Consider the following 25,425-nt stretch of genomic DNA (forward strand, 5'->3'; position numbering starts at 1 on the left):
AACAGGGAATGAGCTACGACTACATCATCACCGGTGCCGGCCCGGCCGGCTGCGTTCTTGCCAACCGCCTCTCCGAGGATCCGTCGGTGCGCGTCCTGCTGCTGGAGGCCGGCGGCGGCGACTGGAATCCGCTGTTCCACATGCCGGCCGGCTTTGCCAAGATGACCAAGGGGGTGGCCAGCTGGGGCTGGGAGACCGTGCCGCAGAAGCACATGAAGGGCAGGGTGCTGCGATATACCCAGGCCAAGGTCATCGGCGGCGGCTCCTCGATCAATGCCCAGCTCTATACCCGCGGCAATGCCGCCGACTACGATCTCTGGGCTTCCGAGGACGGCTGCACCGGCTGGGACTATCGCAGCGTACTTCCCTATTTCAAACGCTGCGAAGACAACCAGCGCTTTGCCGACGACTATCACGCCTATGGCGGCCCGCTCGGCGTCTCAATGCCGGTCTCTGCCCTGCCGATCTGCGACGCCTATATTCGGGCCGGCCAGGAACTCGGCATTCCCTACAACCACGATTTCAACGGCCGCCAGCAGGCGGGCGTCGGCTTCTACCAGCTTACCCAGCGCAACCGTCGCCGGTCGAGCGCGTCGCTTGCCTATCTCTCGCCGATCAAGGATCGACGTAATCTGACGGTCCGCACCAGCGCGCGCGTCGCCCGTATCGTGCTTGAGGGCACCCGCGCCGTCGGCGTCGAAGTCGTCACGGGCAAGGGCAGCGAGATCATCCGGGCGGAGCGGGAAGTGCTTGTTTCCTCCGGCGCCATCGGTTCGCCAAAGCTCTTGCTACAGTCCGGCATCGGCCCGGCCGATCACCTGAAGTCGGTCGGCGTCTCGGTGAAGCACGACCTGCCCGGCGTTGGCGGCAACCTGCAGGACCACCTCGATCTCTTCGTCATTTCCGAATGCACCGGCGACCACACCTATGACGGTGTGGCGAAACTTCATCGTACGCTATGGGCCGGACTGCAATATGTGCTGTTCCGTTCCGGACCGGTGGCGTCCTCGCTCTTTGAAACCGGGGGCTTCTGGTATGCCGATCCCAATGCGCGCTCGCCGGATATCCAGTTCCATCTGGGGCTTGGCTCCGGCATCGAGGCGGGCGTCGAAAAGCTGAAGAACGCCGGCGTGACGCTCAATTCCGCCTATTTGCATCCGCGCTCACGCGGCACGGTCCGGCTTTCGTCCTCCGATCCGGCGGCAGCGCCTCTCATCGACCCCAACTATTGGGAGGATCCGCACGATCGCAAGATGTCGATCGAGGGGTTGAAGATCGCCCGCGAGATCATGCAGCAGGCGGCGCTGAAGCCTTTCGTGATGGCGGAACGTCTTCCCGGCAATTCGGTCATCAGCGATGAACAGTTCTTCGACTACGGCTGCGCCAATGCCAAGACGGATCACCACCCGGTTGGGACCTGCAAGATGGGGACGGACGCCATGGCGGTGGTCGACCTCGATCTCAAGGTGCGGGGGCTGGAGGGACTGCGCGTCTGCGACAGCTCGGTGATGCCGCGCGTTCCCTCTTGCAACACCAACGGGCCGACGATCATGATGGGGGAGAAGGGCGCCGACATCATTCGCGAGCGCCAGCCCCTGCCGCCTGCCATCTTTGCCCACGAACGTAACGACAGCCGCCCGCGCGCCCGCGCCGATATCCGTTGAGGTCCCCATGATCCGCCATTGCGTCTTCATCCGCTTCCGCCCCGAAATCTCCGAGGAGGAGAAAGCAACGATCTTCGACGAGATCGTCGCGCTGAAATCACGGTTGCCGGGTTTCATGGCAGCCCATATCGGTGGCAATGTCAGCCCGGAAGTGGGCATGGACAAGGGCCATGGCCTAGGTTTCATCGTCGACTTCACCGATGCGGCGGCCCGCGACGCCTACCTGGAAGACGAGGCGCACCGCAAGACCGGCGCCAAGATCGTCGCTGCGGCCGAAGGCGGCGTTGCCGGTATCTTCGTCTACGACCTCGAAATTGCCGATTGAGTGACGATCATGCTCGAAGCGCGCCCGTTCCTGACCCGGCTATTCGAGGAAGCCGTAAGAGCCGCCGACCCCTATGAGGCAATCAAGGCGCATCTGCCCGATCCGCCAAAGGGGCGGACCGTGGTCGTCGGCGCCGGCAAGGCGGCGAGCCAGATGGCGGCCGCCTTTGAGCGGCTCTGGAAGCATCCGTTGCGCGGGACGGTGGTGGCACGACACGGCCCGATCGAACATTGCGAGCGGATCACGGTGCTGCAATCGGCCCACCCTGTGCCGGACGAAGCCGGCCTCGCGGCCTCGAGCGTGCTGCTTTACGCCGTCTCCAACCTGACAGCCGACGATCTCGTGGTTGCGCTGGTTTCCGGCGGCGGCTCGGCCCTGCTGCCGGCGCCGCCTGAAGGCTTGACGCTTGCCGACGAGATTGCGGTCAACAAAGCGCTCCTTGCTTCCGGTGCACCGATCTCAGCGATGAATGTGGTCCGCAAGCACGTGTCGCGCATCAAGGGCGGTCGGCTCGCTGCGGCGGCTTTCCCGGCGCGTGTCGTCACCCTGGTGGTCTCCGACGTGCCCGGCGACAATCCGGCCTTCGTCGCCTCGGGTCCAACCGTTCCGGATCGCAGCACGCCGGCGGAGGCACTTGATATCGTTGCTCGTTACCGCATGGCGCTGCCCGATGGGGTGATGGCGCATCTGCGCTCGGAAGCGGCAAGAGCGCCCGATCCGGACGATCTGCGTTTTGCCGGACATGAATGCCACGTGATCGCCTCGGCGAGCGTGTCGCTCGAAGCGGCCGCGGCTAAGGCGCGCGAACTCGGTATCGAGGCGCGCATTCTATCCGATGCGATCGAGGGAGAGGCGCGTGATATCGGCCGCATGCATGCGGCGCTCGCTCGTGAAGTGGCGCTCAGGAGCCGCCCCTTCGAGAAGCCGGTGGTGCTGCTTTCCGGCGGCGAGACGACGGTGACGATCTCAGGCAAGGACTACGGCAAGGGTGGGCGCAACAGCGAATTGCTGCTGTCGCTGTCGCTCGATATCGATGGCGTTGCGGGCATTGATGCGCTTGCGGCGGATACGGATGGCATCGACGGTTCCGAGGACAATGCCGGCGCCTTTGCCGACGGTGAGAGCATAACCCGCATGCGGGCGGCCGGCATCGATCCGCGCCTGCACCTCGCCCGCCATGATGCCTGGTCGGCCTTTGCCGCGAGTGGTGATCTCTTCGCGCCCGGACCGACCGGAACGAACGTCAACGATTTCCGGGCGCTGCTGATCCGCTAGGACGCGGCTTTCTCGCAGAGATGTTAGCCGGATTCGGCGCCGCATGTGAAATGCAAACGCCGCCGCCGATATCCGCGGCGGCGGCGCTGTTTTGACTTGCTTCGCTTTGACTTACTTGGCGCGCTTCAGCGCATCGCCAAGGATCGATACGATCTCGGCGAAATGCTTCTCTTCGGCGATCAGCGGCGGCGAGAAGGCGATGATGTCGCCGGTGACGCGGATCAGCAGACCCTTTTCGAAGCAATCGACGAAGACGTCATAGGCGCGGGCGCCGACAGCGCCGTCGCGCGACTGCAGCTCGATGCCGGCAATCAGGCCGATCGTGCGGATGTCGATGACGTTTGGCAGGCCCTTCATGGAATGCATGGCATCGTGCCAGGCGTCCTGCAGCTCGACAGCGCGGGTCATCAGGCCCTCGTCGCGGTAGATGTCGAGCGTGGCGATGCCGGCGGCGCAAGCGGCCGGGTGGCCGGAGTACGTGTAGCCGTGGAAGAGCTCGATCGCGTTTTCCGGACCATGCATCAGAGCATCGTGCACCTTGCGGCTGGCAAAGACAGCGCCCATCGGGATCGCGCCGTTGGTAAGCCCCTTGGCGGTCGTCACCAGATCGGGCGTGACGCCGAAGAAATCCGTCGCAAAGGGGGCGCCCAAGCGGCCGAAGCCGGTGATGACTTCGTCGAAGATGAGGAGGATGCCGTGCTTGTCGCAGATGGCGCGCAGGCGTTCCAGGTAACCCTTCGGCGGGATGAGCACGCCGGTCGAGCCGGCGACCGGTTCGACGATGCAGGCGGCGATGGTTTCGGCGCCGTGCAGCGCCACCAGCCGCTCGAGATCATCGGCAAGTTCGGCGCCGTGCTCCGGCTGGCCCTTGACGAAGGCGTTCTTGGCGAGGTCGTGGGTGTGGCGAAGGTGGTCCGAACCGGGAAGCTGCGGGAAGACGCGGCGGTTGTTGAGGATGCCGCCGACCGAAATGCCGCCAAAGCCGACACCGTGATAGCCGCGCTCGCGGCCGATCAGGCGGGTGCGGGTGCCCTGGCCAATCGCGCGCTGGTAGGCGATCGCGATTTTCAGCGCCGTGTCGACCGATTCGGAACCGGAGCCGGTGAAGAACACGCGATCAAGCTTCTGTCCCTCGGGGCCGGGGGCGATCTCCGCAAGGCGTTCGGCGAAGTCGAAGGCGATCGGGTGGCCCATCTGGAAGGAGGGGGCGAAATCCATGGTTGATAGCTGGCGCTCAACCGCGGCTGCGATTTGGCGGCGACCATGGCCGGCGTTGACGCACCAGAGGCCGGCGGTGCCGTCGAGGATCGTGCGGCCATCGGTGCTGGTGTAGTGCATGCCCTCGGCGGACGCGAGCAGGCGCGGTGCCTGTTTAAACTGCCGGTTGGCGGTAAACGGCATCCAATAGCTGTCGAGTATGGGAGCGTTGGGTTTGGTGTGCTGGTTCATGGCATCCTCCTAAGGTCGGCGATTGACGCCATGATTTGATTTGCCAAACAAGTCCTTTTCTGCTGTCACTTAACTCATTGAATTTCATCGGGTCGATGCAGTGTGTTTGCGCTATTTCGAACAACCTGAACACCAAGGTTTGATCTGCATGACAGTCGACATCGGAAACCGGCTTCGTCATCTGAGGCTGATGCACAATCTGTCGCAACGCGAACTCGCCAAGCGCGCCGGCGTCACCAACTCGACGATCTCGCTGATCGAATCGAACGCCTCCAATCCGTCCGTCGGGGCTCTGAAGCGCATCCTCGACGGTATTCCGATCGGGCTTGCGGAGTTCTTCTCCTTCGAGCCGGAGAAGCCGCGCAAGGCGTTTTATGCGGCGGAGGAACTGGTCGAAATCGGCAAGGGGCCGATTTCCTACCGGCAGATCGGCGAGAACCTCTTTGGCCGCAGCCTGCAGATCCTGAAGGAATGTTACCAGCCGGGCGCCGACACCGGAAAGGTGCCGCTGGTGCATGATGGCGAGGAGGGAGGCATCGTACTCTCGGGCCGCATCGAGGTGACCGTCGATGACGAGCGGCGGATACTGGGGCCGGGGGATGCGTATTACTTTGAGAGCCGGCGGCCGCATCGCTTTCGCTGTGTTGGGCCGGTGCCTTGCGAGGTGATCAGCGCTTGTACGCCGCCGACGTTTTGAGGGGCAGGGTTGAGATCGGAAAGCCCCTCATCCCGCTGCCGCGACCTTCTCCCCGCAGGCGGGGCGAAGGGATATGCGGTCTACCTCCCAATCGCTCTCAAGCTTTGTCGGGAGGTAGCAATTCCGGCGCGGATGCGAAGACCTGCCTGGCAAGTGGGGCCGATGCTGCACACTCGACCGTCCCCTCTCCCCGCAAGCGGGGAGAGGGCTAGGGTGAGGGGCCGATCAGCCGGTTACGAAAGCCGCGCGCAGGCGTCGGCGATGCGTTTCAGTGCTTCCTGCAGTTCCGCTTCCGACGTCGCGTAGGAGATGCGGAAGAACGGCGAGAGACCGAAGGCCGAGCCTGGAACGACGGCCACGTGGGCATCGTCGAGCAGGTAGGCGCAGAAGTCCGTGTCCGTCTCGATCTTTTTGCCCGATGGCGTCACCTTGCCGAGCATGCCGGCGCAGCCGGAGAAGGTATAGAAGGCACCTTCCGGAACGCGGCAGTCAAGACCGTCGATGGCGTTGAGGGCGGCCACGACGAGATCGCGGCGATGCTGGAAGCTGGCAGTGCGTTCCTTCAGGAATTCCTGCGGGCCGGTCAGCGCTGCCACCGAGGCGGCCTGGCTGACAGACGAAGGGCAGGAAGTTGCCTGGCTCTGGACCACGGCCATAGCCTTGATCAGGTCGCGCGGGCCACCGGCATAACCGATGCGCCAGCCGGTCATGGCATAGGCCTTGGAGACACCGTTGACCGTGAGCGTCCGGTCCTTGAGCCGAGGCTCAAGCTGGGCCGGGGTGACGAAGCGGAAGCCGTCATAGACGATGTGCTCATACATGTCGTCGACCAGCAGCCACACATGCGGATGCTTCAGGAGCACGTCGAGCAGCGGACGATAGTCGGCAGCGCTGTAGGCGGCGCCCGACGGGTTCGACGGCGAGTTGAGCAGCACCCAACGCGTCTTCGGCGTAATTGCAGCTTCGAGCTTGTCGGCAGTCAGGCGGAAACCGGAGGAGGCGTCGCAGGGGATCAGAACCGGCTTGCCTTCGCAGATCTGGACGATATCCGAATAGGAGGTCCAGTAGGGCGTCGGGATGATCACTTCGTCGCCGGGATTGATCGACGCCATCATGGCGTTGAACAGGATCTGCTTGGCGCCCGTTGCCACCGTGATCTCGTCCTGCTCGTAGGCAAGGCCGTTTTCACGCTGGAACTTTTCGCGGATTGCCTTCTTCAGGTCCGGCGTGCCGTCGAGCGCGGTGTACTTGGTGTCGCCGCGCTTGATCGCCTCGCAGGCGGCATCCTTGACGTAGTCGGGCGTGTCGAAGTCGGGCTCGCCCGCACCGAGGATGATGACCGGCTTGCCTTCGCGCTTCATCGCTTGCGCGCGGGCGCCGATTTTCAGGATTTCGGAGACTCCGATCGAGGAGATCCGCGAGGCGGGCTGAAAGCCCGCCTCCTTGACCGTTTGATTGATGGTCATGATCGAATCCTACCTGGGTGCGCCGATTATTCGATGTCGAACGACACGCCCTGCGCCAGCGGCAGAGCCTTCGAATAGTTCACCGTGTTGGTGGCGCGGCGCATATAGGCCTTCCACGAGTCCGAGCCGGATTCGCGACCGCCGCCGGTTTCCTTTTCGCCACCGAAGGCGCCGCCGATTTCAGCACCCGAGGTGCCGATGTTGACGTTGGCGATGCCGCAATCCGAGCCGTCGACCGCCAGGAAGCGTTCGGATTCCTGCATGTCGCGGGTGAAGATCGAGGACGACAGGCCGGCCGCGACCGCATTGTGGTCGGCAACGACGGCGTCGAAGTCGCTGTACTTCATGACGTAGAGGATCGGCGCGAAGGTCTCTTCGAGCACCGGGCCAGCCTGCTTCGGCATTTCGACGAGGGCCGGCTTGGCATAGTAGCCGTTATCATAGCCGAGTTCGACGCGTTCGCCGCCGGTGACGGTGCCGCCATGGGTCTTGGCTTCGCCGATTGCCTTCTGCATGCTGTCGAAAGCAGCCTTGTCGACGAGCGGGCCGACGAGGGCGGTCGATTCCAGCGGGTTGCCGACCGAGACCGAGCCATAGGCCTTCTTCAGACGCGGAACGAGCTGGTCATAGACGCTCTCGTGCACGAAGAGACGACGCATGGTGGTGCAACGCTGGCCGGCGGTGCCCATGGCGCCGAAGGCGATGGCGCGCAAGGCCATGTCGAGATCGGCCGAGGGGCAGACGATGCCGGCATTGTTGCCGCCGAGTTCGAGGATGGCGCGGGCAAAACGCTTGGCAAGGCGCGGGCCGACGTCGCGGCCCATGCGGGTGGAACCGGTCGCCGAAACGAGCGGAACCTTCGGGTTGTCGACGAGGACTTCGCCGACGGTGCGGTCGCCGATGAGAACCTGCGACAGGCCTTCCGGCGCATCGCCGAAGCGGGCGAGTGCACGCTCGAAGATTGCCTGCGAGGCAAGCGCCGTGAGCGGGGTCTTTTCCGACGGCTTCCAGACGACGGAGTTGCCGCAGACGAGCGCCAGCGCCGTGTTCCACGACCAGACGGCGACCGGGAAGTTGAAGGCCGAGATGACGCCGACGACGCCGAGCGGATGCCAGGTTTCCATCATGCGGTGGCCGGGGCGCTCGGTGGCGATCGTCAGGCCGTATAGCTGGCGGGAAAGACCGACGGCGAAATCGCAGATGTCGATCATTTCCTGGACTTCGCCGAGGCCTTCGGAGGTGATCTTGCCGGCTTCGATCGAAACCAGGCGGCCGAGGTCGGCCTTGAAGGCGCGCAGTTCTTCGCCGAGCAGGCGGATCAGTTCGCCGCGCTTCGGTGCCGGAACCAGGCGCCAGGCCTTGAAGGCTTCATGAGCCTTTTCGATCTTGGCAGCGGCTTCCGCGGCCGAAACCGTCTTGAGGTTGCCGATCTTTTCGCCGGTGACCGGGCTGTAGGACGGCATGTCGCCGCCGGTGTAGAGTTCCTTGGCGACGCCCATCTTTTCGAGAAGCGCTGCGGCTTCCTTGGTCACGTCGACTTTTTTGGTTGCGATGTTCATGGTCTGACTCCCGTTTTCCTGGCTTGACCTATCCGAAGCGCACGCTGCCGAGCTTTCCCGGCGAGGTGAGCGACTTCAGGCCCGCGGCCATGTCCTTGAGTTTGTCTGGTGTATAAAAGTCGTAATAGGCCTGGTTGCGGCGGCCGATCGCATGTTCCGCGCTGAAGCTGCCGTGATACTCCTCAACGGCGACGGCGAAAACCCATTCGCGAAGCCGGGATTCGAAGGTCTCGTCCTTGAGAAGGTCGCTGTCCTTCGGCACGACGAGGTTGAAGTGCACGCCGCCGTCGCCGATATGGCCGAAGTCGCAGACGGTCACATCAGGGAATTTCGCCGGCATTTCTGCCTTCATATGGTCGCAGAAGGCCATGATGTCACCCCTGCGGAAGGAGACGTCGAAGGCGATCAGCTTGCCGAGATGCTTGACGCCCTCGGACAGCGCGTGGCGCAGCGCCCAGATCTCGTGCGGCGGGCCGACGAAGGCATCGGCGAGCGGTGCCTCTTCCATTTCCCAGATCTCGGCGAGCGCCGATTCCAGCACGGCGTCGAGCGACTGTTCGCCGTCGCGGGGTGCCCAGGTGCGGCTGATCTCGGCGAGGATGACATAGTCGGGAACGTTGCCGCCCTGGAAGGGGTTCTTCAGCGACGGCACATGGGCGAAGGCGGCCGTGACGGCGTTCTTCGACATGCCCTCGAAGGCCGAGAGATAGGCGCCGAGCCGCTCTTCCATGGCTCGGAGCAACGGCAGTACATGGGCGCCGCTTGCCGGAACGAGCAGCGCGGTTGCCGTCTGTTGCGGCAGGCGTTCTAGGTTCAGCACGCATTCGGTGACGATGCCGAAGGCGCCCGAAGTGCCGATAAAGAGCTGCTTCCAGTCAACGCCGGTGTTGTTCTTGCGCAGGTCGCATTGCAGGTCGAGCACGGTGCCGTCCTCGTCTGCGAGAACGACCTTGAGCCCGAGGGTGTTGCGGCGCACGTCGCCATATTTCAGAAAGCGCGAACCGCCGGTATTGGTGGCGATCATGCCACCGATACGCGGGTCGGCGCCGAGATCGATCGGGAAGAACAGGCCGTGCTCTTCCAGGCGCCGGTTGAGATCGGACAGCCGAAAGCCGGCGTCGAGCCGCACCGAGCGATTGTCGAGGTCGAGCTCGAAGCGCTTCGCCAGCCGGTCGAGGCTGAGCACGGCCTCGTCGCCCGACTGATCCGGGGTCGAGCCGGAAACGAGGCCCGTGTTGCCGGATTGCGGGATCAGCGCGATGCCGTTCGTGACGCAATAGGCGACCGCAGCAGAGACTTCTTCCGTCGTTGCCGGCCGCAGCACGAGCGAAGTCCGGCCGCGATCGTAGCGCGCGCCGGTCTCGTAGGCTTCCAGGTCTTCAGGACGCGTAACGACACCCTTGTTTCCAAGGATGTCGGCGAGCGCGTCGATGTGCCGTTTGTCGATCATCAGAAAAGCATCATTCCGCAGCGATCGCGCCGGTCAAGGCCCGGATGCAGCTTTCGATCGAAGCCTGCTCGATGCCGGCATAGTGGTCGAATTCGTTGAGCACGGTGGCGCCGAGATCGCTTTCGAAGCGCTTCTGGTTCGGGCTGGCGACGAAGTCCTGCTGGGCGCCGTCGCCGAGGTTCGACTGGAAGATACCCGCGGCGCTGACCGGCAGGAAGTCTTCGTAGACGATCGCGTCGAACTGGACGAGACCGCTCGCGATCAGCGCTTCGATGTCACGCGCCGGGGAGACGCCGGCCTTGCGGCCCTTCTCCGTCAGCGAGTAGCTGAAATAGCCGAGGCCGGCTTCGCGGATGCCTGCCCAAGTGTCCGGGAAGGGCTCAAAAGCCTTGGCGAGGGCTGCTTCGTATTCGCGGGCATTGGAGCCGTCGGCGGCCGGGCGGACGATCTTGCGCGAGGCGTCGAGCAGGTCGTCGTAGAGCGCGCGGCCTTTCGGGGTCAGCGCGATGCCGCGCTGTTCGATCTCGCCGAAACGGGCGGTGTGGGAGCCGGCCTTCCAGGCGCCGTCGGCATCCTTGAAGGAAACAGGCTCTTCCAATGCCTTGAACGAGGTCTGGCGCAAAAGGATCGGGCACTTGCGGGTCGGCGGGCCCTCGACGACGGCCTTCGGCGCGATTTCGTATTCCGGCATCAGCGCCTGCACCTTGTCGATGTCGAGCGTGCGCGGCGTCAGGTGGTTGATGTGCGGACCCTTGAAGGAGACGACGTCGGCGATCAGACGATGGGCGTCGTGCAGGCGCTTGTACATGTCGGCGCTGACATTGGCCTTGTCGTGCCAGCGGAAGGTTTCGAGCACTTCTGAGACGAAACGCTCAGCGTCGGCTTTGTCGAGACCGCCGTCACGTTCAGCCTTTTCGGTCAGTTCGACAGCGACGGGCGTAAAGATCCGGCGCTCGGCGAGGATCGCCTGTGATTCGGCGCGCAGGCTCTCGTCAGCGATCAAGTCCAGGCGCAGAAGCGAGGTGAAAACGCGGAAGGGATTGCGCTTCAGAGCGGCGTCACCAACGGGGCGGAAGGCCGTCGAGTGCACCGGGACACCGGCAGTCGACAGGTCGTAGTAGCCGACCGGGTACATGCCCATGACGGCGAAGACGCGACGCATCATCGATAGCTCGGCGGGTGTGCCGAGACGGATTGCGCCGTGGCGTTCCTCGGAGATGCGGTCGAGCGAATCCGTGGCGTCCAGACGCTCCTTCAGGACCGGGTCGGCGGCGAGCGTATCGTCGTTTACCTTGGCGACCAGTTCCATCAGCGTGCCGTAGGCCGGCACCTCTTCGCGGTACATGACCGACATGGCTGCGGAAAAGGACGAACGGATGTCGTCGGCCGATACGAAACTATTCTCTTTCACTGGGGCTCGCCTCGCGCTATGGGTGAAGGACAAGGTCATTCTCATTTCGGATCATATCCGATCGAACTGGCCATTGATCGCGTTGCTTCTGACTATGTTGATGCGAGGCTGGAATGAAGTTAAGCCGCAGGCTGGTTCCCGACGTGACGACGCTGCAGGCGTTCGAATGCGCGGCGCGACACGGCAGCTTCACGCAGGCCGCCGCCGAGCTGAACCTTACCCAAAGCGCCGTCAGCCGGCAGATCAAGGATCTCGAAAATCAGCTCGGCGTGCTTTTGTTCGAGCGCGTGCGCCAGCGGGTGATCCTGTCGGATGCCGGCCAGAAGTTCCTGCCCGAGGTTCGCCGTCTCCTCAATCAGACGGAGGAACTGATGGTGCGCGCCATGGCTTCGGCGCGGGCAGACTCGACGCTCTCGATCGCGTCGCTCCCGACTTTCGGCAGCCGCTGGCTGGTGCCGCGCCTTCCCGATTTCCTCAAGCGCCATCCGGATACGGTGCTGAACATCGCCTCCCGTTCCGCGCCCTTCGATTTCGACGAGCAGAACTTCGATCTCGCCATTCATTACGGCCAACCGGTCTGGGCGCGCGCCACCTGCAGCTATCTGTGCAGCGAGATCATCGTGCCGGCAGCGAGTCCTGCCCTGTTGGCGAACCATTCGATCGAGACCCCCGAGGATCTCGTCGCCGGCCCATTGCTGCATCTCGCCACGCGGCCGAAGCTCTGGGCGCAATGGTTCGAGGCCAACGACATGGACGGCCGCGGCGCCTATCGCGGCAACCGTTTCGACCAGTTCTCCATGGTGATCGAAGCGGCGACGGCGGGGCTCGGTTTCGCGCTGCTGCCACGTTACCTGATCGAGCAGGAAATCGCCGCCGGCACGCTCAGCATCGTGCTCGACCGGCCGATGAAGACGGAAAACAGCTATTATCTGGCCGTGCCCGAGGGTAAGCTCGAAAACCCCATCAGCCTGGCCTTCCGGGAGTGGATCACCGAGCAAGTGGGCTGAGCGGATCGACGCTTTTCTACGAATCGAGGGAACCTTCCTCGCCGCTTCACGTTTCGCCTCGTCTGCCATTCGCGATGAAGCTTGAGAAGAGGGCAATTGAGAGAGCTGTATCGAAGTGCCATTGGGGGCGCGCACAGCGGCCGGTTTCGGCTTGATTCGTTTGTGCGCAAATCGTCCGAACTTGTATGAGCAATCCTTGCAAGCTGTTGGCACCACGGCTAAAAAATGCCATTTTCATGCATCACCGCGGCCTTGAAAACCAATGCGCCGCCGGCTTTGCGATCTCCGATGCCCAGTCGAGGGCGGTGCCTGTTACCGCCAATTCCCCACATGCGGGAATTGACGGTGGATGGGAGGACACATGACCGTGTCTAGCAATGCGCCGGCTCAGCCTGACTTCTCAGGTCCGCAGCCAACCCGGCAACCCCAAGAGGACCGGGCCGATCAACCCCGGTTGGATTCAGAACCCGTACCCATGCAGCTTCAAACAACGCCGCCCACCTCTCCGCGCGAACCGGAAGCAAAGCAGATCGATTACAACGATTCGATCCGCGCCACCTTCTTCTCGATGGAGGACCTCCGGCAATGCGGCGAGGATCTCGCAGTGAAGGGTGCCTCCTCGCTGCCGGGATTCTTCCCGTTCGAGTTCCGGCCGCGGCATCGCGAAAACGAGAGCGAGATCCTGCGCGTCTACCGCGCGACCGCTGCGGACGTGGAAGCCGGGGCGACGATCACGCCGGCCGCCGAATGGCTGCTCGACAACCACCACGTCGTCGAAGAGGCGATCCAGGAGGTCCGGCGCGATTTCCCGCGTCGGTTCTATCGCCAGCTGCCGACGCTTTCGGTTTCCGGTACGGTGATCCCGCGCACCATGGCGCTCGCCTGGCTCTATGTCGCCCACACCCACAGCACGGTGACGCGCGATAGCATCACGGCGATGGTCGAAGGCTTCCAGAAGCACGACACCTTCAAGATCGGCGAACTCTGGGCGCTGCCGTCGATCCTGCGCTTCGTGCTGATCGAGAACCTCCGCCGGATCGCCATCCGCGTCGAGCGCTCGCGCGGCATGCGCCGAAAGGCGAACGACATTGCCGACCAGATCATCCGCCTGAACGATCCGGAGAAATATCGGGCGCTGCTTGCGGAATCGGAAGCGCTGGCTGCCGACAACACCTTCGTCGCGCAACTGCTCTACCGCACGCGTGACGGCTCGCAGACCTCCGGTGCCGTCATCGGCTGGATCGAGGAACAGCTTGAGAGGCGCGGCAGCGACGTCGAAAACGCGCTGGTCGCCGAACAGAACCGCCTGTCGTCCGGCAATGCGACGATGAGCAACATCATCCGCAGCCTGCGCGAGATCGACGATACCGACTGGGCTGTCTGGTTCGAAAGCGTCAGCAAGATCGACGCGGCGCTACGCGAGGGCTCCGACTATGCGGCGCTCGATTTCGGCTCGCGCAACAAGTATCGCGACACGATCGAGAAGCTCGCGCGTCGTTCCGGTCACAGCGAATACGAGGTGACGCAGATCGCCATCGAGATGGTGCGCGAGGCGGAGACTGCGGCCGAGACCGAAGTGCCGCTGCAGGAGCCGAACGTCGGATCCTTCCTCGTCGGCAAGCAGCGCAAGGTGCTCGAGAAGAAGATCGGCTATCGACCGTCGCTGCTGCAGACCATCATCCGTATCAGCCGCAAGCTCGACTGGTTCGCGATCGCCGGCCCGAACATCCTCTTGACGATCCTGGCGATGATCGCCGTCTATTCCTTCGTCAGTCCGATGGATATTCCGAACGGCGCGAAGCTGATCATGCTGCTTCTGTTCGCGCTGCCGGCGTCCGAAGGCGCGATGGGCCTGTTCAACACGCTGGTGACGCTGTTCGTCAGACCATCGCGACTTGTCGGCTATGAATTCCTCGACGGAATTCCCGAGCATGCCCGCACCCTCGTCGTCGTACCTTGCCTGATTGCCAAGCGCGACCATGTCGACGAACTCGTGCGCAATCTCGAGGTGCACTACCTCGCCAACCCGCGCGGCGAGATTTATTTCGCGCTGCTCAGCGACTGGGCCGATAGCAAGGTTGAGGAGTCGAGCACCGATTCCGATGTGCTCGACTACGCCAAGCGCGAGATCGCTCAGCTTTCGGCGCGCTACGCCTATGATGGCAAGACGCGCTTCCATCTCCTGCATCGCCGCCGCCTGTTCAACGAGCAGGAAGGCGTGTGGATGGGTTGGGAGCGCAAGCGCGGCAAGCTGCACGAACTGAACATGCTGCTTCGCGGCGACCGCGACACCTCGTTCCTGCAGGGCGCCAACACGGTGCCGGACAACGTGCAGTACGTGATGACGCTCGATTCCGACACGCGCCTGATGCGCGATGCGGTGACGAAGCTCGTCGGCAAGATCTACCATCCGATCAACCGTCCGGTGGTCGACCCTAAGACACAGGACGTGATCGCCGGCTACAGCCTGCTGCAGCCCCGCGTGACGCCGTCGCTGACAACGGGCAGCGAAGCTTCCGCCTTCCAGCGTATCTTCTCGGCCAACCGCGGCATCGACCCCTATGTCTTCACCGTTTCCGACGTCTACCAGGACATCGCCGGCGAAGGCAGCTTCACCGGCAAGGGCCTCTACCATGTCGACGCCTTCGAGGCGGCGCTGAAGGGCCGGATCCAGGAAAATGCCGTTCTCAGCCACGATCTGCTCGAAGGTTCCTATGTGCGTTGCGCGCTGGTAACCGACGTCGAGCTCGTCGAGGACTTCCCGACCCGCTACGAGGTCGAGATGTCGCGCCAGCATCGCTGGGCGCGTGGCGACTGGCAGCTGCTGCCCTACATCTTCAATTTCTCGAACGGGCTGTCGATGCTCGGGCGCTGGAAGATGTACGACAACCTGCGTCGCTCGCTGATCCCGCTTGCCTGGCTCGTCGCCTCGGTGATGGGCTGGTACTACATGGAGCCGACCGAGGCGCTGATCTGGCAGATTGTCCTGATCTTCAGCTTGTTCGTGGCCCCGACCCTGTCGCTGATCAACGGCCTCCTGCCGCGCCGCAACGACATCGTCGCCCGCGCCCACCTTCACGCGGTGCTGACGGAAGTCCGCGCTGCCAATGCACAAGTGGCGCTCCGCATCGTCTTCATCGCCCACAATGCGGCGATGATGGGCGACGCGATCGCGCGCTCGCTCTACCGCACCTTCGTCAGCCGCAAGCTGATGCTCGAATGGCGCACGGCCGCGCAGGTGCAGAGTGCCGGCCACGGCACGATTGGCGATTACTACCGCGCGATGTGGATCGCGCCGGCGCTTTCGGCGCTTTCGCTGGCGCTTGCCGCGATCTCCGACACCGGCCTGCCGTTCATCGGCATTCCCTTCGCGTTGCTCTGGGCGCTTTCGCCTGCGGTCGCCTGGTTCGTCAGCCAGTCGGCCGAAACCGAGGACCAGCTCGTCGTCTCCGATGAAGCGATCGACGAGATGCGCCTGATTGCCCGGCGCACCTGGCGCTATTTCGAGACCTTCGTGACCGCCGAGCAGCACTTCCTGCCGCCGGACAACTTCCAGGAAACGCCGCAGCCGGTCCTGGCCGAGCGCACCTCGCCGACGAATATCGGCGTCTACCTGCTGTCGGTGATGTCGGCACGCGATTTCGGCTGGATCGGCTTCGAGGAGACGATCAACCGGCTGGAGCAGACGATCGCCACCATCGACCGCCTGCCGAAGTATCGCGGCCACCTGTTCAACTGGTATCGGACGAACACGCTCGACACCATGGAGCCGCGCTACATCTCGTCGGTCGACAGCGGCAACCTTGCCGGTCACCTGATTGCCGTATCGTCGATGTGCCGCGACTGGGCCGAGGCGCCGTCGGCGCATGTCCAGGGCAGCCTGGACGGCATCGGCGACGTGGTGGCGATCCTCCAGGAGGTGTTGCGCGATCTGCCCGACGACCGCAAGACGGTCCGGCCGCTGCGTCGCCTGATCGAGGAACGCATCGTCGGCTTCCAGAACGCGCTTGCCGCGGTCAAGCGCGAGCGCGAGTTCGCGTCGATCCGGGTGATCAACCTCGCGGTGCTGGCGCGCGACATGCACAAGCTCACCGTCAACCTCGACCACGAGGTGCGCACGCCGCAGAGCACCGAAGTGACGAAGTGGGCAAATGCGCTCGTCAGCACCTGCGAAGCCCATATTTCCGACGGTGTCTTCGATCTCGGTGCGATCGAATCGTTGCGCCAGCGCCTGCTGGTGCTGAAGGATCGCGCCCGCGACATCGCCTTCTCGATGGATTTCGGCTTCCTGTTCCGGCCGGAGCGGCGCCTGCTGTCGATCGGCTTCCGGGTCAACGCCAACGAGCTCGACGAGGCCTGCTACGACCTTCTCGCTTCGGAAGCACGTCTCACCAGCCTGTTTGCCATCGCCAAGGGCGACTTGCCGACGGAGCACTGGTACAAGCTCGGCCGTCCGATCGTGCCGATCGGCGCGCGCGGCGCGCTGATCTCCTGGTCGGGCTCGATGTTCGAATATCTCATGCCGCCGCTGGTGATGCAGGAGCGGCAGGGCGGTATCCTCAACCAGACCAACAATCTGATTGTGAAGGAGCAGATCAACCACGGCCGCCGTCTGGGCACGCCCTGGGGCATTTCGGAAGCCGCGTTCAACGCGCGCGACCACGAGCTCACCTACCAGTACACCAACTTCGGCGTGCCGACGCTCGGGCTCAAGCGCGGCCTCGGCCAGAACGCGGTCATCGCGCCCTACGCCTCGATCCTCGCCTGCATGTACGATCCGAAATCGGCGCTCGCCAACCTCGGACGTCTGCGCGAGGTCGGCGCACTCGGTGTCTACGGCTTCCATGATGCCGTCGACTTCACGCCGACGCGTGTGCCCGAGGGCCAGAAGTGTGCGGTCGTGCGCAACTACTATGCGCACCACCATGGCATGTCGATCGCGGCTGTCGCCAATGTCGTCTTCAATGGCCGTCTGCGCGAGTGGTTCCACGCCGATCCGGTGATCGAGGCCGCCGAACTGCTGCTGCAGGAAAAGGCGCCGCGCGACATCCCGATCATGAATGCCAAGCGCGAGCCGGAATCGGTCGGCAAGGGTCAGGACGATCTCCTGCGTCCGGAAGTCCGCATCATCGAGAACCCGCTGGCACAGGACCGGGAGACCGTGTTTCTCTCCAACGGCCATTACTCAGTCATGCTGACGGCCAACGGCGCCGGCTATGCCCGCTGGAACGGCCAGTCCGTCACCCGCTGGAAGCCGGATCCGGTCGAGGACCGCACCGGCACCTTCATCTTCCTGCGCGACACGACGACCGGCGATTGGTGGTCCGCGACATCGGAGCCGCGCCGTGCGGCCGGCGAGAAGGTGCTGACCCGCTTCGGCGACGACAAGGCCGAATTCGTCAAGACCGTCGGCGACCTCACCAGCGAGGTCGAGTGCATCGTCGCCACCGAACACGACGCCGAAGGGCGCCGGGTCATCCTGCTCAACACCGGCACCCAGGATCGCTTCATCGAAGTGACCTCCTATGCCGAGCCGGTGCTTTCGATCGACGAGGCCGACAGCGCGCACCCGGCCTTTTCGAAGATGTTCGTGCGCACGGAAATCAGCCGCCGCGGCGACGTCATTCGCGTCAGCCGCAACAAGCGCAGCTCCAGCGACCCGGACATGGAAGTGGCGCATCTCGTCACCGACAATGCCGGCAGCGATCGCCATACGGAAGCGGAGACCGACCGTCGCCGCTTCATCGGCCCGGGCCGGACGCTTGCCGAAGCTGCCGCGTTCGACACGGACGCAGTGCTTTCGGGCACGGACGGCTTTACGCTCGATCCGATCATGTCGCTGCGCCGCGTCGTTCGCGTGCCCGCCGGCAAGAAGGTCAGCGTCGTCTTCTGGACAATCGCTGCGCCGAGCCGCGAGGAGGTCGATCGCGCGATCGACCGCTATCGCCATCCGGAGACCTTCAACCAGGAACTCATCCACGCCTGGACCCGCAGCCAGGTGCAGATGCGCCATGTCGGCGTGACATCGCAGGAGGCCGCGAGCTTCCAGATGCTCGGCCGCTACCTCGTCTATCCGGACATGCATCTGCGTGCCGACACGGCGACGGTGCAGGCAGGCCTCGACTCCCAGTCGAAGCTCTGGCCGCTGGCGATCTCGGGCGACTACCCGATCTTCTGCCTCCGCATCAACGACGACGGCGATCTCGGCATCGCACGTGAAGCGCTGCGCGCCCAGGAATATATGCGCGCCCGCGGCATCACCGCCGACCTCGTCATCATCAACGAGCGGGCCTCGTCCTATGCGCAGGATATGCAGCATGCGCTGGATTCCATGTGCGAGAACCTGAGGCTTCGCGGCCTTTCGGACGGCCCGCGCCAGCATATCTTCTCGGTGCGCCGCGACCTGATGGAACCGGAGACCTGGTCGACCCTGCTGTCGGCCTCGCGCGCCGTGTTCCATGCCCGCAACGGCACGATCTCCGACCAGATCGCCCGCGCCAACTCGCTCTATTCGCCGGCGCCGGCGAAGGGTGCGGAGAAGAGCGGCGAGTTCGTGGGACCGCTTTTGGCGGCGCCGCAGGAGAAGGCAGACGTTGCCCCGGCCGAGATCAAGGGCGATGGCCTTTCCTTCTGGAACGGCTTCGGTGGTTTTGCCGAAGGCGGTCGCGAATATGTCGTGCGCCTTCGTGGCGGCGAAGCGACGCCGCAGCCCTGGATCAACGTCATCTCCAACGAGCAGTTCGGCTTCCACGTTTCGGCGGAAGGCGCGGCCTTCTCCTGGAGCCGCAATTCGCGCGACTACCAGTTGACGCCGTGGACCAATGACACGGTCATCAACCGTCCGGGCGAGGCGATCTTCATCCGCGACATGGAGAGTGGTTCGGTATCGACGCCCTATGCGTCGCTCTCGCGTCGCCGCTCCGTCGTCTTCGAAACGGCGCATGGGCTCGGCTATTCGCGCTTCCGCAGCACCCAGGACGACCTCGAGATCGAGGCGACCCATACGGTGCACCGCAGCTTGCCGGCAAAGCTCGTCCGCGTCTCGATCCGCAACCGCGCGAAGACGGCGCGGCGGTTGAGGCTCTACGGCTATAACGAGTGGGTACTCGGTAACAACCGCGCCCGCTCGGCGCCCTTCATCCTCTCGAAGTGGGATGAGGAGACCGCGGCGCTGGTTGCGACCAACCCTTACAGCATCGACTATGCCGGTCGTTCGGCGTTCTTCACCGCCGATGGCGGCCAGGCTGCCGGTTACACCGCGAGCCGGCGGGAGTTCCTGGGCTCGCTCGGCGGCATCCTCGTGCCGCAGGCGGTGCTTTCGGGTGCCGATCTCTCGGGTTCGGTCGACGTAGACGGCGACCCTTGCGCGGTCATTGCGTCCGATCTGACCATCGAACCCGGTGCCGAGCAGCAGGTCACCTTCATTCTCGGCGATGCCGACAATGAGGATCAGCTTCGTGCCGTACTCGGTGAGTTGCGTGAGACTGCATTCGACACGGTGCTCGGGGCGGCCAAGACGTTCTGGCGCGATTTCACCGATATCGTGAAGGTGGAAACGCCGGATCCGGCCTTCGACGCCATGATCAACAACTGGCTGCCCTACCAGAGCCTCGGCTGCCGCATCATGGCCCGCTCCGCCTTCTACCAGGCGAGCGGTGCCTTCGGCTTCCGCGACCAGCTGCAGGACACGCTGGCTTTCCTGATCCACAGGCCGGAGCTTGCCCGGGCGCAGATCCTGAATGCTGCGGCTCGTCAGTTCGTCGAGGGCGACGTGCAGCACTGGTGGCTGCCGGGAACCGGCGCCGGCGTGCGCACGATGATATCCGACGACGTCGTCTGGCTCGCCCATGCCGTTACGCATTACTGCTCGGTGACCGGTACCTCCGACATCCTGAGAGAACAGATCGCCTTCATCAGCGGTCCGGCTCTCGAAGAGGGCCAGCACGACGCCTTCTACAAGCCTGAGATTTCCGAGGAGGTCGGCGACGTCTACGAGCATTGCGCCCGTGCGCTCGACCTCGCGATCAAGCGGACCGGCGAGAACGGCCTGCCGTTGATCCTCGGCGGTGACTGGAACGATGGCATGAACCGTGTCGGTGCTGCCGGAAAGGGCACCAGCACCTGGCTTGGATGGTTCCTCGCAGGCACGCTCCGCGGCTTCCTGCCTTACGCTCGCGAGCGTAAGGACCAGGCACGCGTCACCCGTTGGGAGGCGCATCTCGAAGCCCTGAAGAAGGCGCTCGACACCGCCGGCTGGGACGGCGACTACTATCGTCGCGGCTATTACGACGACGGCACGCCGCTCGGCACCAGCGAGGCGCTCGAGTGCCGGATCGATTCGATCGGCCAGTCCTGGAGCGTCCTCTCAGGCGAAGGCGACGAGCAGCGTTCGCTCAAGGCGATGGATGCGGTCATGGCCGAACTGGTCGATCCGGACCAGCACATCGTGCGGCTGTTCACGCCGCCGCTCGAGCGGACGTCGCAGGATCCAGGCTACATCAAGGCCTATCCGCCCGGCGTGCGCGAAAATGGCGGGCAATATACCCATGCGGCCACCTGGGTGGCGCTGGCCTTCGCCGAACAGGGCAGGGCGGAAGAAGCCTGGCGCGTCTTCCAGATGCTGAACCCGGTCTCGCATGCGCAGAGCCGCGAGGCGGCGGAACACTACCGCGTCGAGCCCTATGTCGTCGCCGCCGATATCTATGGCGAAGGCGATCTGGCGGGACGCGGCGGCTGGACCTGGTACACCGGTTCGGCTGGCTGGCTCTACCGCGTCGGCGTCGAAGGTATTCTCGGGATCCGCAGACAGGGCGACAAGCTGGTCATTCGGCCGGTGCTGCCGGCGGCCTGGGACGGCTACTCCGCAGAAGTGACGCTCAACGGCGCGCGGCACAAGATTTCGGTGCAGCGCGACCAGAAAAGTGGCGAGCCGATTGTCAGCATAAACAATAGTGTCACAAAAAACGCGCATGAAGGCATTTTGCTGTAACGGCCGGCATTGAAGACAGGATGAGACCGGCTTTGTTCCCGCAAGGGCAAGGCCGGTTTTTCTTTGCGGAAATGCGGGCGGCATGACCCCGACGGCCGGGTGTCGTGTCTTGGAGCGCCAGGCGTTCAGACGAACGCGCAAAGGGCGCTCTAACACTTTGAAGCCAGAGCATCTTATCCGCTTCCAGTGACTTCACTTGAAAGCGGGATGCTCTAGATCATCGGAGCGGGATGGGGCGGAGAACTGCAACATGTTCCTCATCCCACCTAGTTCATGGTGCCGGGCATCTCGCGCGTTTGAATGACGGCGCGGGCTGTCGGTGCCCGTTTCAACAGGGATGGGGCAGGGGCGCCAAATCCTGGAAAACGGACCGCATGCTGCAAAAGACTTTTCAGGGTGGTGTCAACCCGACGTCCGCCCGAATGGTTCCCAACGAGCGTGACACACGCCTCGACGTGTTCAGGGCGCTGTGCCTGCTGACGATCTTCGTCAACCACGTTCCGGGACAGTACCTCGAATATCTGACGCACAAGAACTTCGGCTTTTCCGATTCCGCCGAAGCCTTCGTGCTGATCTCCGGCCTGTCGGTCGGGATCGCCTATGGCGGCAAGTTCGCCGCCGGAGAACGGCTGGCGATGACGCTGAAAATCTGGCGCCGGGCGCTGGCGCTTTATGTCGCCCACATCATGACCAGCATCGTGACGCTGGCGATTTTTGCGGCCGGGGCGATCTATTTCGGCCGGCAGGATCTGATCGGCGAGATCAACATTCGGCCGATGGTGGAACAGACGGAACAGGGCATCGTCGCCATGGTGCTTCTGGGGTATCAGCTCGGCTACAACAACATCCTGTCGATGTATGCGGCGCTGTTCCTGATGCTGCCGGGTATTCTCTGGCTGAACGGCGTCAGCAAGAAACTGCTGCTGTCGCTGTCGGCCGCCCTGTGGCTCGCCGCAGGCATCTTCAAGTTCGTGCCGTCGAATTTCCTCGACGAGGGCTATTGGTTCCTCAATCCCTGGTCCTGGCAGTTCCTGTTCGTCATCGGCATCGTCATGATGACCTTCGTTCGCAATGGTGGATCACTCCCCCGATGGCCCTGGCTGATCGTCCTGTCGGGCGCTTATCTTGCGGTCTCCGCTGTCTGGGTGCTCTTCTCCTTCTGGAGCATCGACCTTTCCTTCGGTCTTCCAGCGGTCTTGACCGGCTTTGACAAGACCTTCCTGTCGGGCCCCCGGCTGCTCCATGTGCTGGCGCTTGCCTACATCGTCGCCGTGACGCCTCGCATCAGCAACCTCGCCAAACTCGACAGCGATCATCCGCTCGCGGTTGTCGGGCGACACTCGCTGCCGATCTTCATCTTCGGCACGATCCTGGCGATGTCCGGCCAGGTGCTGCTGTTCGTCACCGGGAGAAACCCGATCTTCGGCAGCCTCTTCGTGCTCGTCGGCATCGGGCTGCATTTCGCCTATGCCTATTATCTCGAATGGTTGCGCGGCATTGCTACTGCAAAGCCGCTGCGGGCGGCGTAACAGAACGCCGCCCCTGCTGGGCGACTAATTTCTGGAACCAAGGGCAAGGCGGCAGGCGAGCCCCGTGAATACGCCGGCGAGAAGATACTGCGGCAGCTTCGGGAAACGCCTGATGCCAGCGAGCCGCGCGCGCAGATGGCTGCCGACCAGGATGACCGAGCCGTTCACGAGGAAGCCGACCCCGTTCAACACGGTCGCCAGCAGAAGCATCTGCGTGACCATCGACCCGCTCTTTGGGTCTACGAACTGTGGGAGCAGCGCCAGTACGAAGAGCGCCATCTTCGGATTGAGCAGGTTCGTCATCAGCCCCTCGCCGAAGATCCGCCAGTTCGAAAGTCGCTTGAGCGTCGAAACCGGTGACGCGCTCGATGCGTTCGAGCGGACTGTCTTGTAGGCGAGGTACAGCAGATAGGCGCAGCCCGCCCAGCGCACGATCTCATAGGCAACCGGCAAGGTGACGAAGAGCTGGGAAAGACCGAGTGCTGCGGCCAGCGCGTGGCAATAGGTGCCGACTGCGATCCCGGCATAGGTGAGGAACCCGGCTGCGCGCCCCTGGCTCACGCTCCGAGAAGCGATGAGCAGCATGTCAGGGCCGGGCGTGGCGGTGAGCACGAGGCTTGCTGTGGCGAAAACTGCGATTGTGGAGATGTCCGGCATGATGATTCCTTTGGAATTGGGGCCGGAATTCCCGTCTACCAACAATCTCGAGAATGGCAAGGCTGGTCGACGCGACGTTGTCAGAAAGCCGAAAAGCAAAAAACCACCCGCGTTTGACCGCGGGTGGTTCGGTTCGTTCGCTTGACTTCAAGCGCGTGTCTTATGCCGCCGTGTGGCTCATGCGGACGTCTTCGTCCGTCAGGATGCCGCTGGCGCGCAAGAGGGCTGCGAAGCGGCCATTGCTCTGGCTGAGCTCGTTGAAACCGCCCATTTCGACGACGCGGCCCTGATCCATGAAGATTACCAGGTCGGCCTCGCGCACCGTCGACAGGCGGTGTGCGATGATGAAGGTCGTGCGGTTCTTGCGCAGGGCATCGATCGCATCCTTCACGCGGGCCTCGGTTTCGACGTCGAGCGCGCTGGTCGCCTCGTCGAGCACCAGGATCGGCGCGTTCTTGAGGATGGCGCGGGCGATGGCCACACGCTGGCGTTCGCCGCCCGACAGACGGTTGCCGCGTTCGCCGACCACCGTGTCGTAGCCGCCCGTCCGGCCCTCGATGAAGTCGCAGGCGGCGGCCGCTTCGGCGGCAGCCATGACTTCCTCGATCGTCGCATCGTCACGGCCGAGGCGGATGTTGTCTGAGATCGAACGGTTCATCAGGCCCGCGTCCTGGAAGACGGTGGCGATCGAGCGGCGCAGCGACTTGCGCGTTACCTTCGAGATATCGTTGCCATCGATCAGGATCTGGCCATCACGCGGATCGTGAACACGCTGCAGCAGGTTGACGAGCGTCGTCTTGCCGGCACCCGTCGGGCCGACGATCGCGATCGTCTGGCCGGCCTTGGCCGTGAACGAGACGTTGTGCACGCCCTGGTTCGTGTTGGCAAAGTCGAAGGAGACGTTGCGGAACTCGACTTCGCCGACAGCTGGCGGCAGTTCAGTCGCGCCTGCCGGCTCGTCACGTTCGCGCACGGCGTCTTCGAGCTGGAAGAAGTCTTCGAGCTTGGCACGGGCTTCGAAAATCTGCGTCACGAAGGCCTTCATCTGGTCGAGACGGCCGATCAGCAGGTTGGCAAAACCGATGAAGGCGATGACTTCGCCGACGCCGAGCTCGCCGCGCTGCACCAGCACGGTGCCGATGACGAGGATCGCCATCATCGAAATGGTGGAGGCGACGCGGTTCAGCGCGCTCGCCAGTGCCCACCAGTCGAGCACCGGGAACTGGGCGGAGATCAGCCGCTCGGTGAACTTCTTCAGCTCGCGGGTTTCAGCCTCGATGCGGTTGTAGCTGTGCACGACCGAGACGTTGCTGATGGCGTCGGAAACGTGGGAGAAAACCGTATGATAGTGGTTCTCGACCGAGGCCTGACCTTCCTTGGTGCGGCTCATCACCGCCTTGCTGATCATGACATAGGCCGCGCCGAGCACGAGAAGGACGAGCGAGAGGCGCACGTCCATGGCAAAGGCGGTCGGAATGAGCAGCATCAGCGCGACGGCCGTAGCCAGGTGCTGGCGCATGAATTCGAGCCAGAGACCGAATAGGGTTTCGCAGGCGCGCAACAGCGTGTGCAGCGCGTTGGACGTGCCGCGCTGGCTATGCCAGGCGAGCGGCATGGAAACGATCCGTCCAAAGGCTTCCGTCAGGAGCGTGGCGCGGCGGCCATGGGCCAGCCGGTCCGCCTCGCGGGCAACGAGCACGAAGGCGACGGTGTTGAAGACGCCGAGGCCAGCCCACATCAAAAGCATCGGCGTGACCTCGCCCTTTGACGAGATGGCGTCGATGATGCGCCCGAACAGGATCGGTTCGGCAATCGAGATGGCTGCCAGAACGACGTTGGCGAGGACGATCGCCGAGACACGAAACTTGTGAACCGCAAGATACTGGAGCGCTCTTGCATACACTTGGAACAATGACACTGTCTCACCCCTTCCGGGTACCGGATTTG

At 63.7% G+C, this 25,425-nt stretch carries 14 protein-coding genes; 7 read left to right on the top strand and 7 right to left on the bottom strand.

All coding sequences use genetic code 11. The annotated features are described in order from the left end of the window. The first annotated feature begins 8 nt into the window (after nt 1-8). The 3 genes from AC070A_RS15090 to AC070A_RS15100 are packed head-to-tail and all read left to right on the top strand — an operon-like array spanning nt 9 to nt 3,264. A complete protein-coding gene (locus AC070A_RS15090) occupies nt 9-1,664 on the top strand; it encodes a GMC family oxidoreductase (protein WP_112995628.1) in 1,656 nt (551 codons plus the stop codon). A gap of 7 nt (nt 1,665-1,671) precedes the next feature. Beyond that, a complete protein-coding gene (locus AC070A_RS15095) occupies nt 1,672-1,989 on the top strand; it encodes a Dabb family protein (RefSeq protein WP_057254857.1) in 318 nt (105 codons plus the stop codon). Between the two features lie 9 nt (nt 1,990-1,998). Continuing rightward, nucleotides 1,999-3,264: a glycerate kinase type-2 family protein gene (locus AC070A_RS15100; protein WP_112995708.1), complete on the top strand. Its 1,266-nt coding sequence runs from the start codon at nt 1,999-2,001 to the stop codon at nt 3,262-3,264. Nucleotides 3,265-3,375: 111 nt separating this feature from the next. On the opposite strand, the gene aptA is transcribed toward AC070A_RS15100, so the two are convergent. Further along, nucleotides 3,376-4,713: an omega-aminotransferase AptA gene (gene aptA / locus AC070A_RS15105; RefSeq protein WP_112995629.1), complete on the bottom strand. Its 1,338-nt coding sequence runs from the start codon at nt 4,711-4,713 to the stop codon at nt 3,376-3,378. A 148-nt stretch (nt 4,714-4,861) separates the two neighbouring features. Between aptA and AC070A_RS15110 the strand changes: the two genes are divergently transcribed. Next, the gene (locus tag AC070A_RS15110; protein WP_057255083.1) at nt 4,862-5,410 is read left to right on the top strand and encodes a cupin domain-containing protein; all 549 of its coding nucleotides are present in this window, start codon (nt 4,862-4,864) and stop codon (nt 5,408-5,410) included. A gap of 233 nt (nt 5,411-5,643) precedes the next feature. Here AC070A_RS15110 and AC070A_RS15115 read toward each other — a convergent pair whose 3' ends face one another. The 4 genes from AC070A_RS15115 to hglS are packed head-to-tail and all read right to left on the bottom strand — an operon-like array spanning nt 5,644 to nt 11,296. After that, nucleotides 5,644-6,876 carry a pyridoxal phosphate-dependent aminotransferase gene (locus AC070A_RS15115; RefSeq protein WP_112995630.1) on the bottom strand — a complete coding sequence of 411 codons (1,233 nt, stop codon included), beginning with the start codon at nt 6,874-6,876 and terminating at the stop codon, nt 5,644-5,646. A 26-nt stretch (nt 6,877-6,902) separates the two neighbouring features. Then, complete coding sequence (gene amaB / locus AC070A_RS15120; protein WP_057254860.1) at nt 6,903-8,435, bottom strand: L-piperidine-6-carboxylate dehydrogenase; 1,533 nt, start codon at nt 8,433-8,435, stop codon at nt 6,903-6,905. Nucleotides 8,436-8,463: 28 nt separating this feature from the next. Continuing rightward, entirely contained in the window at nt 8,464-9,885 is a 1,422-nt protein-coding gene (locus AC070A_RS15125; protein ID WP_113132346.1) for an FAD-binding oxidoreductase, read from the bottom strand. 10 nt (nt 9,886-9,895) lie between these two features. Next, the gene (hglS, locus tag AC070A_RS15130; RefSeq protein WP_112995632.1) at nt 9,896-11,296 is read right to left on the bottom strand and encodes a 2-oxoadipate dioxygenase/decarboxylase HglS; all 1,401 of its coding nucleotides are present in this window, start codon (nt 11,294-11,296) and stop codon (nt 9,896-9,898) included. Nucleotides 11,297-11,409: 113 nt separating this feature from the next. Here hglS and AC070A_RS15135 point away from each other — a divergent pair, with 113 nt between their 5' ends. From AC070A_RS15135 to AC070A_RS15145, 3 genes are all read left to right on the top strand, one after another. Beyond that, entirely contained in the window at nt 11,410-12,303 is an 894-nt protein-coding gene (locus AC070A_RS15135) for a LysR family transcriptional regulator (protein ID WP_112995633.1), read from the top strand. A 361-nt stretch (nt 12,304-12,664) separates the two neighbouring features. Then, on the top strand, nt 12,665-21,292 hold the full coding sequence (gene ndvB / locus AC070A_RS15140) for a cyclic beta-(1,2)-glucan synthase (RefSeq protein ID WP_112995634.1): 8,628 nt from the start codon (nt 12,665-12,667) through the stop codon (nt 21,290-21,292). 374 nt (nt 21,293-21,666) lie between these two features. Next, complete coding sequence (locus tag AC070A_RS15145; RefSeq protein WP_057254865.1) at nt 21,667-22,821, top strand: OpgC family protein; 1,155 nt, start codon at nt 21,667-21,669, stop codon at nt 22,819-22,821. A gap of 24 nt (nt 22,822-22,845) precedes the next feature. Here the strand turns inward: AC070A_RS15145 and AC070A_RS15150 are convergent, their stop codons facing one another. Together AC070A_RS15150 and AC070A_RS15155 are read right to left on the bottom strand one after the other, a co-directional pair. Continuing rightward, nucleotides 22,846-23,478 carry a LysE family translocator gene (locus tag AC070A_RS15150; RefSeq protein WP_058321656.1) on the bottom strand — a complete coding sequence of 211 codons (633 nt, stop codon included), beginning with the start codon at nt 23,476-23,478 and terminating at the stop codon, nt 22,846-22,848. A 160-nt stretch (nt 23,479-23,638) separates the two neighbouring features. Continuing rightward, complete coding sequence (locus AC070A_RS15155; protein ID WP_057254867.1) at nt 23,639-25,396, bottom strand: glucan ABC transporter ATP-binding protein/ permease; 1,758 nt, start codon at nt 25,394-25,396, stop codon at nt 23,639-23,641. Between the last annotated feature and the right edge of the window lie 29 nt (nt 25,397-25,425).

The sequence above is a fragment of the Ensifer sp. GW101-20A05 genome, assembly GCF_059424735.1.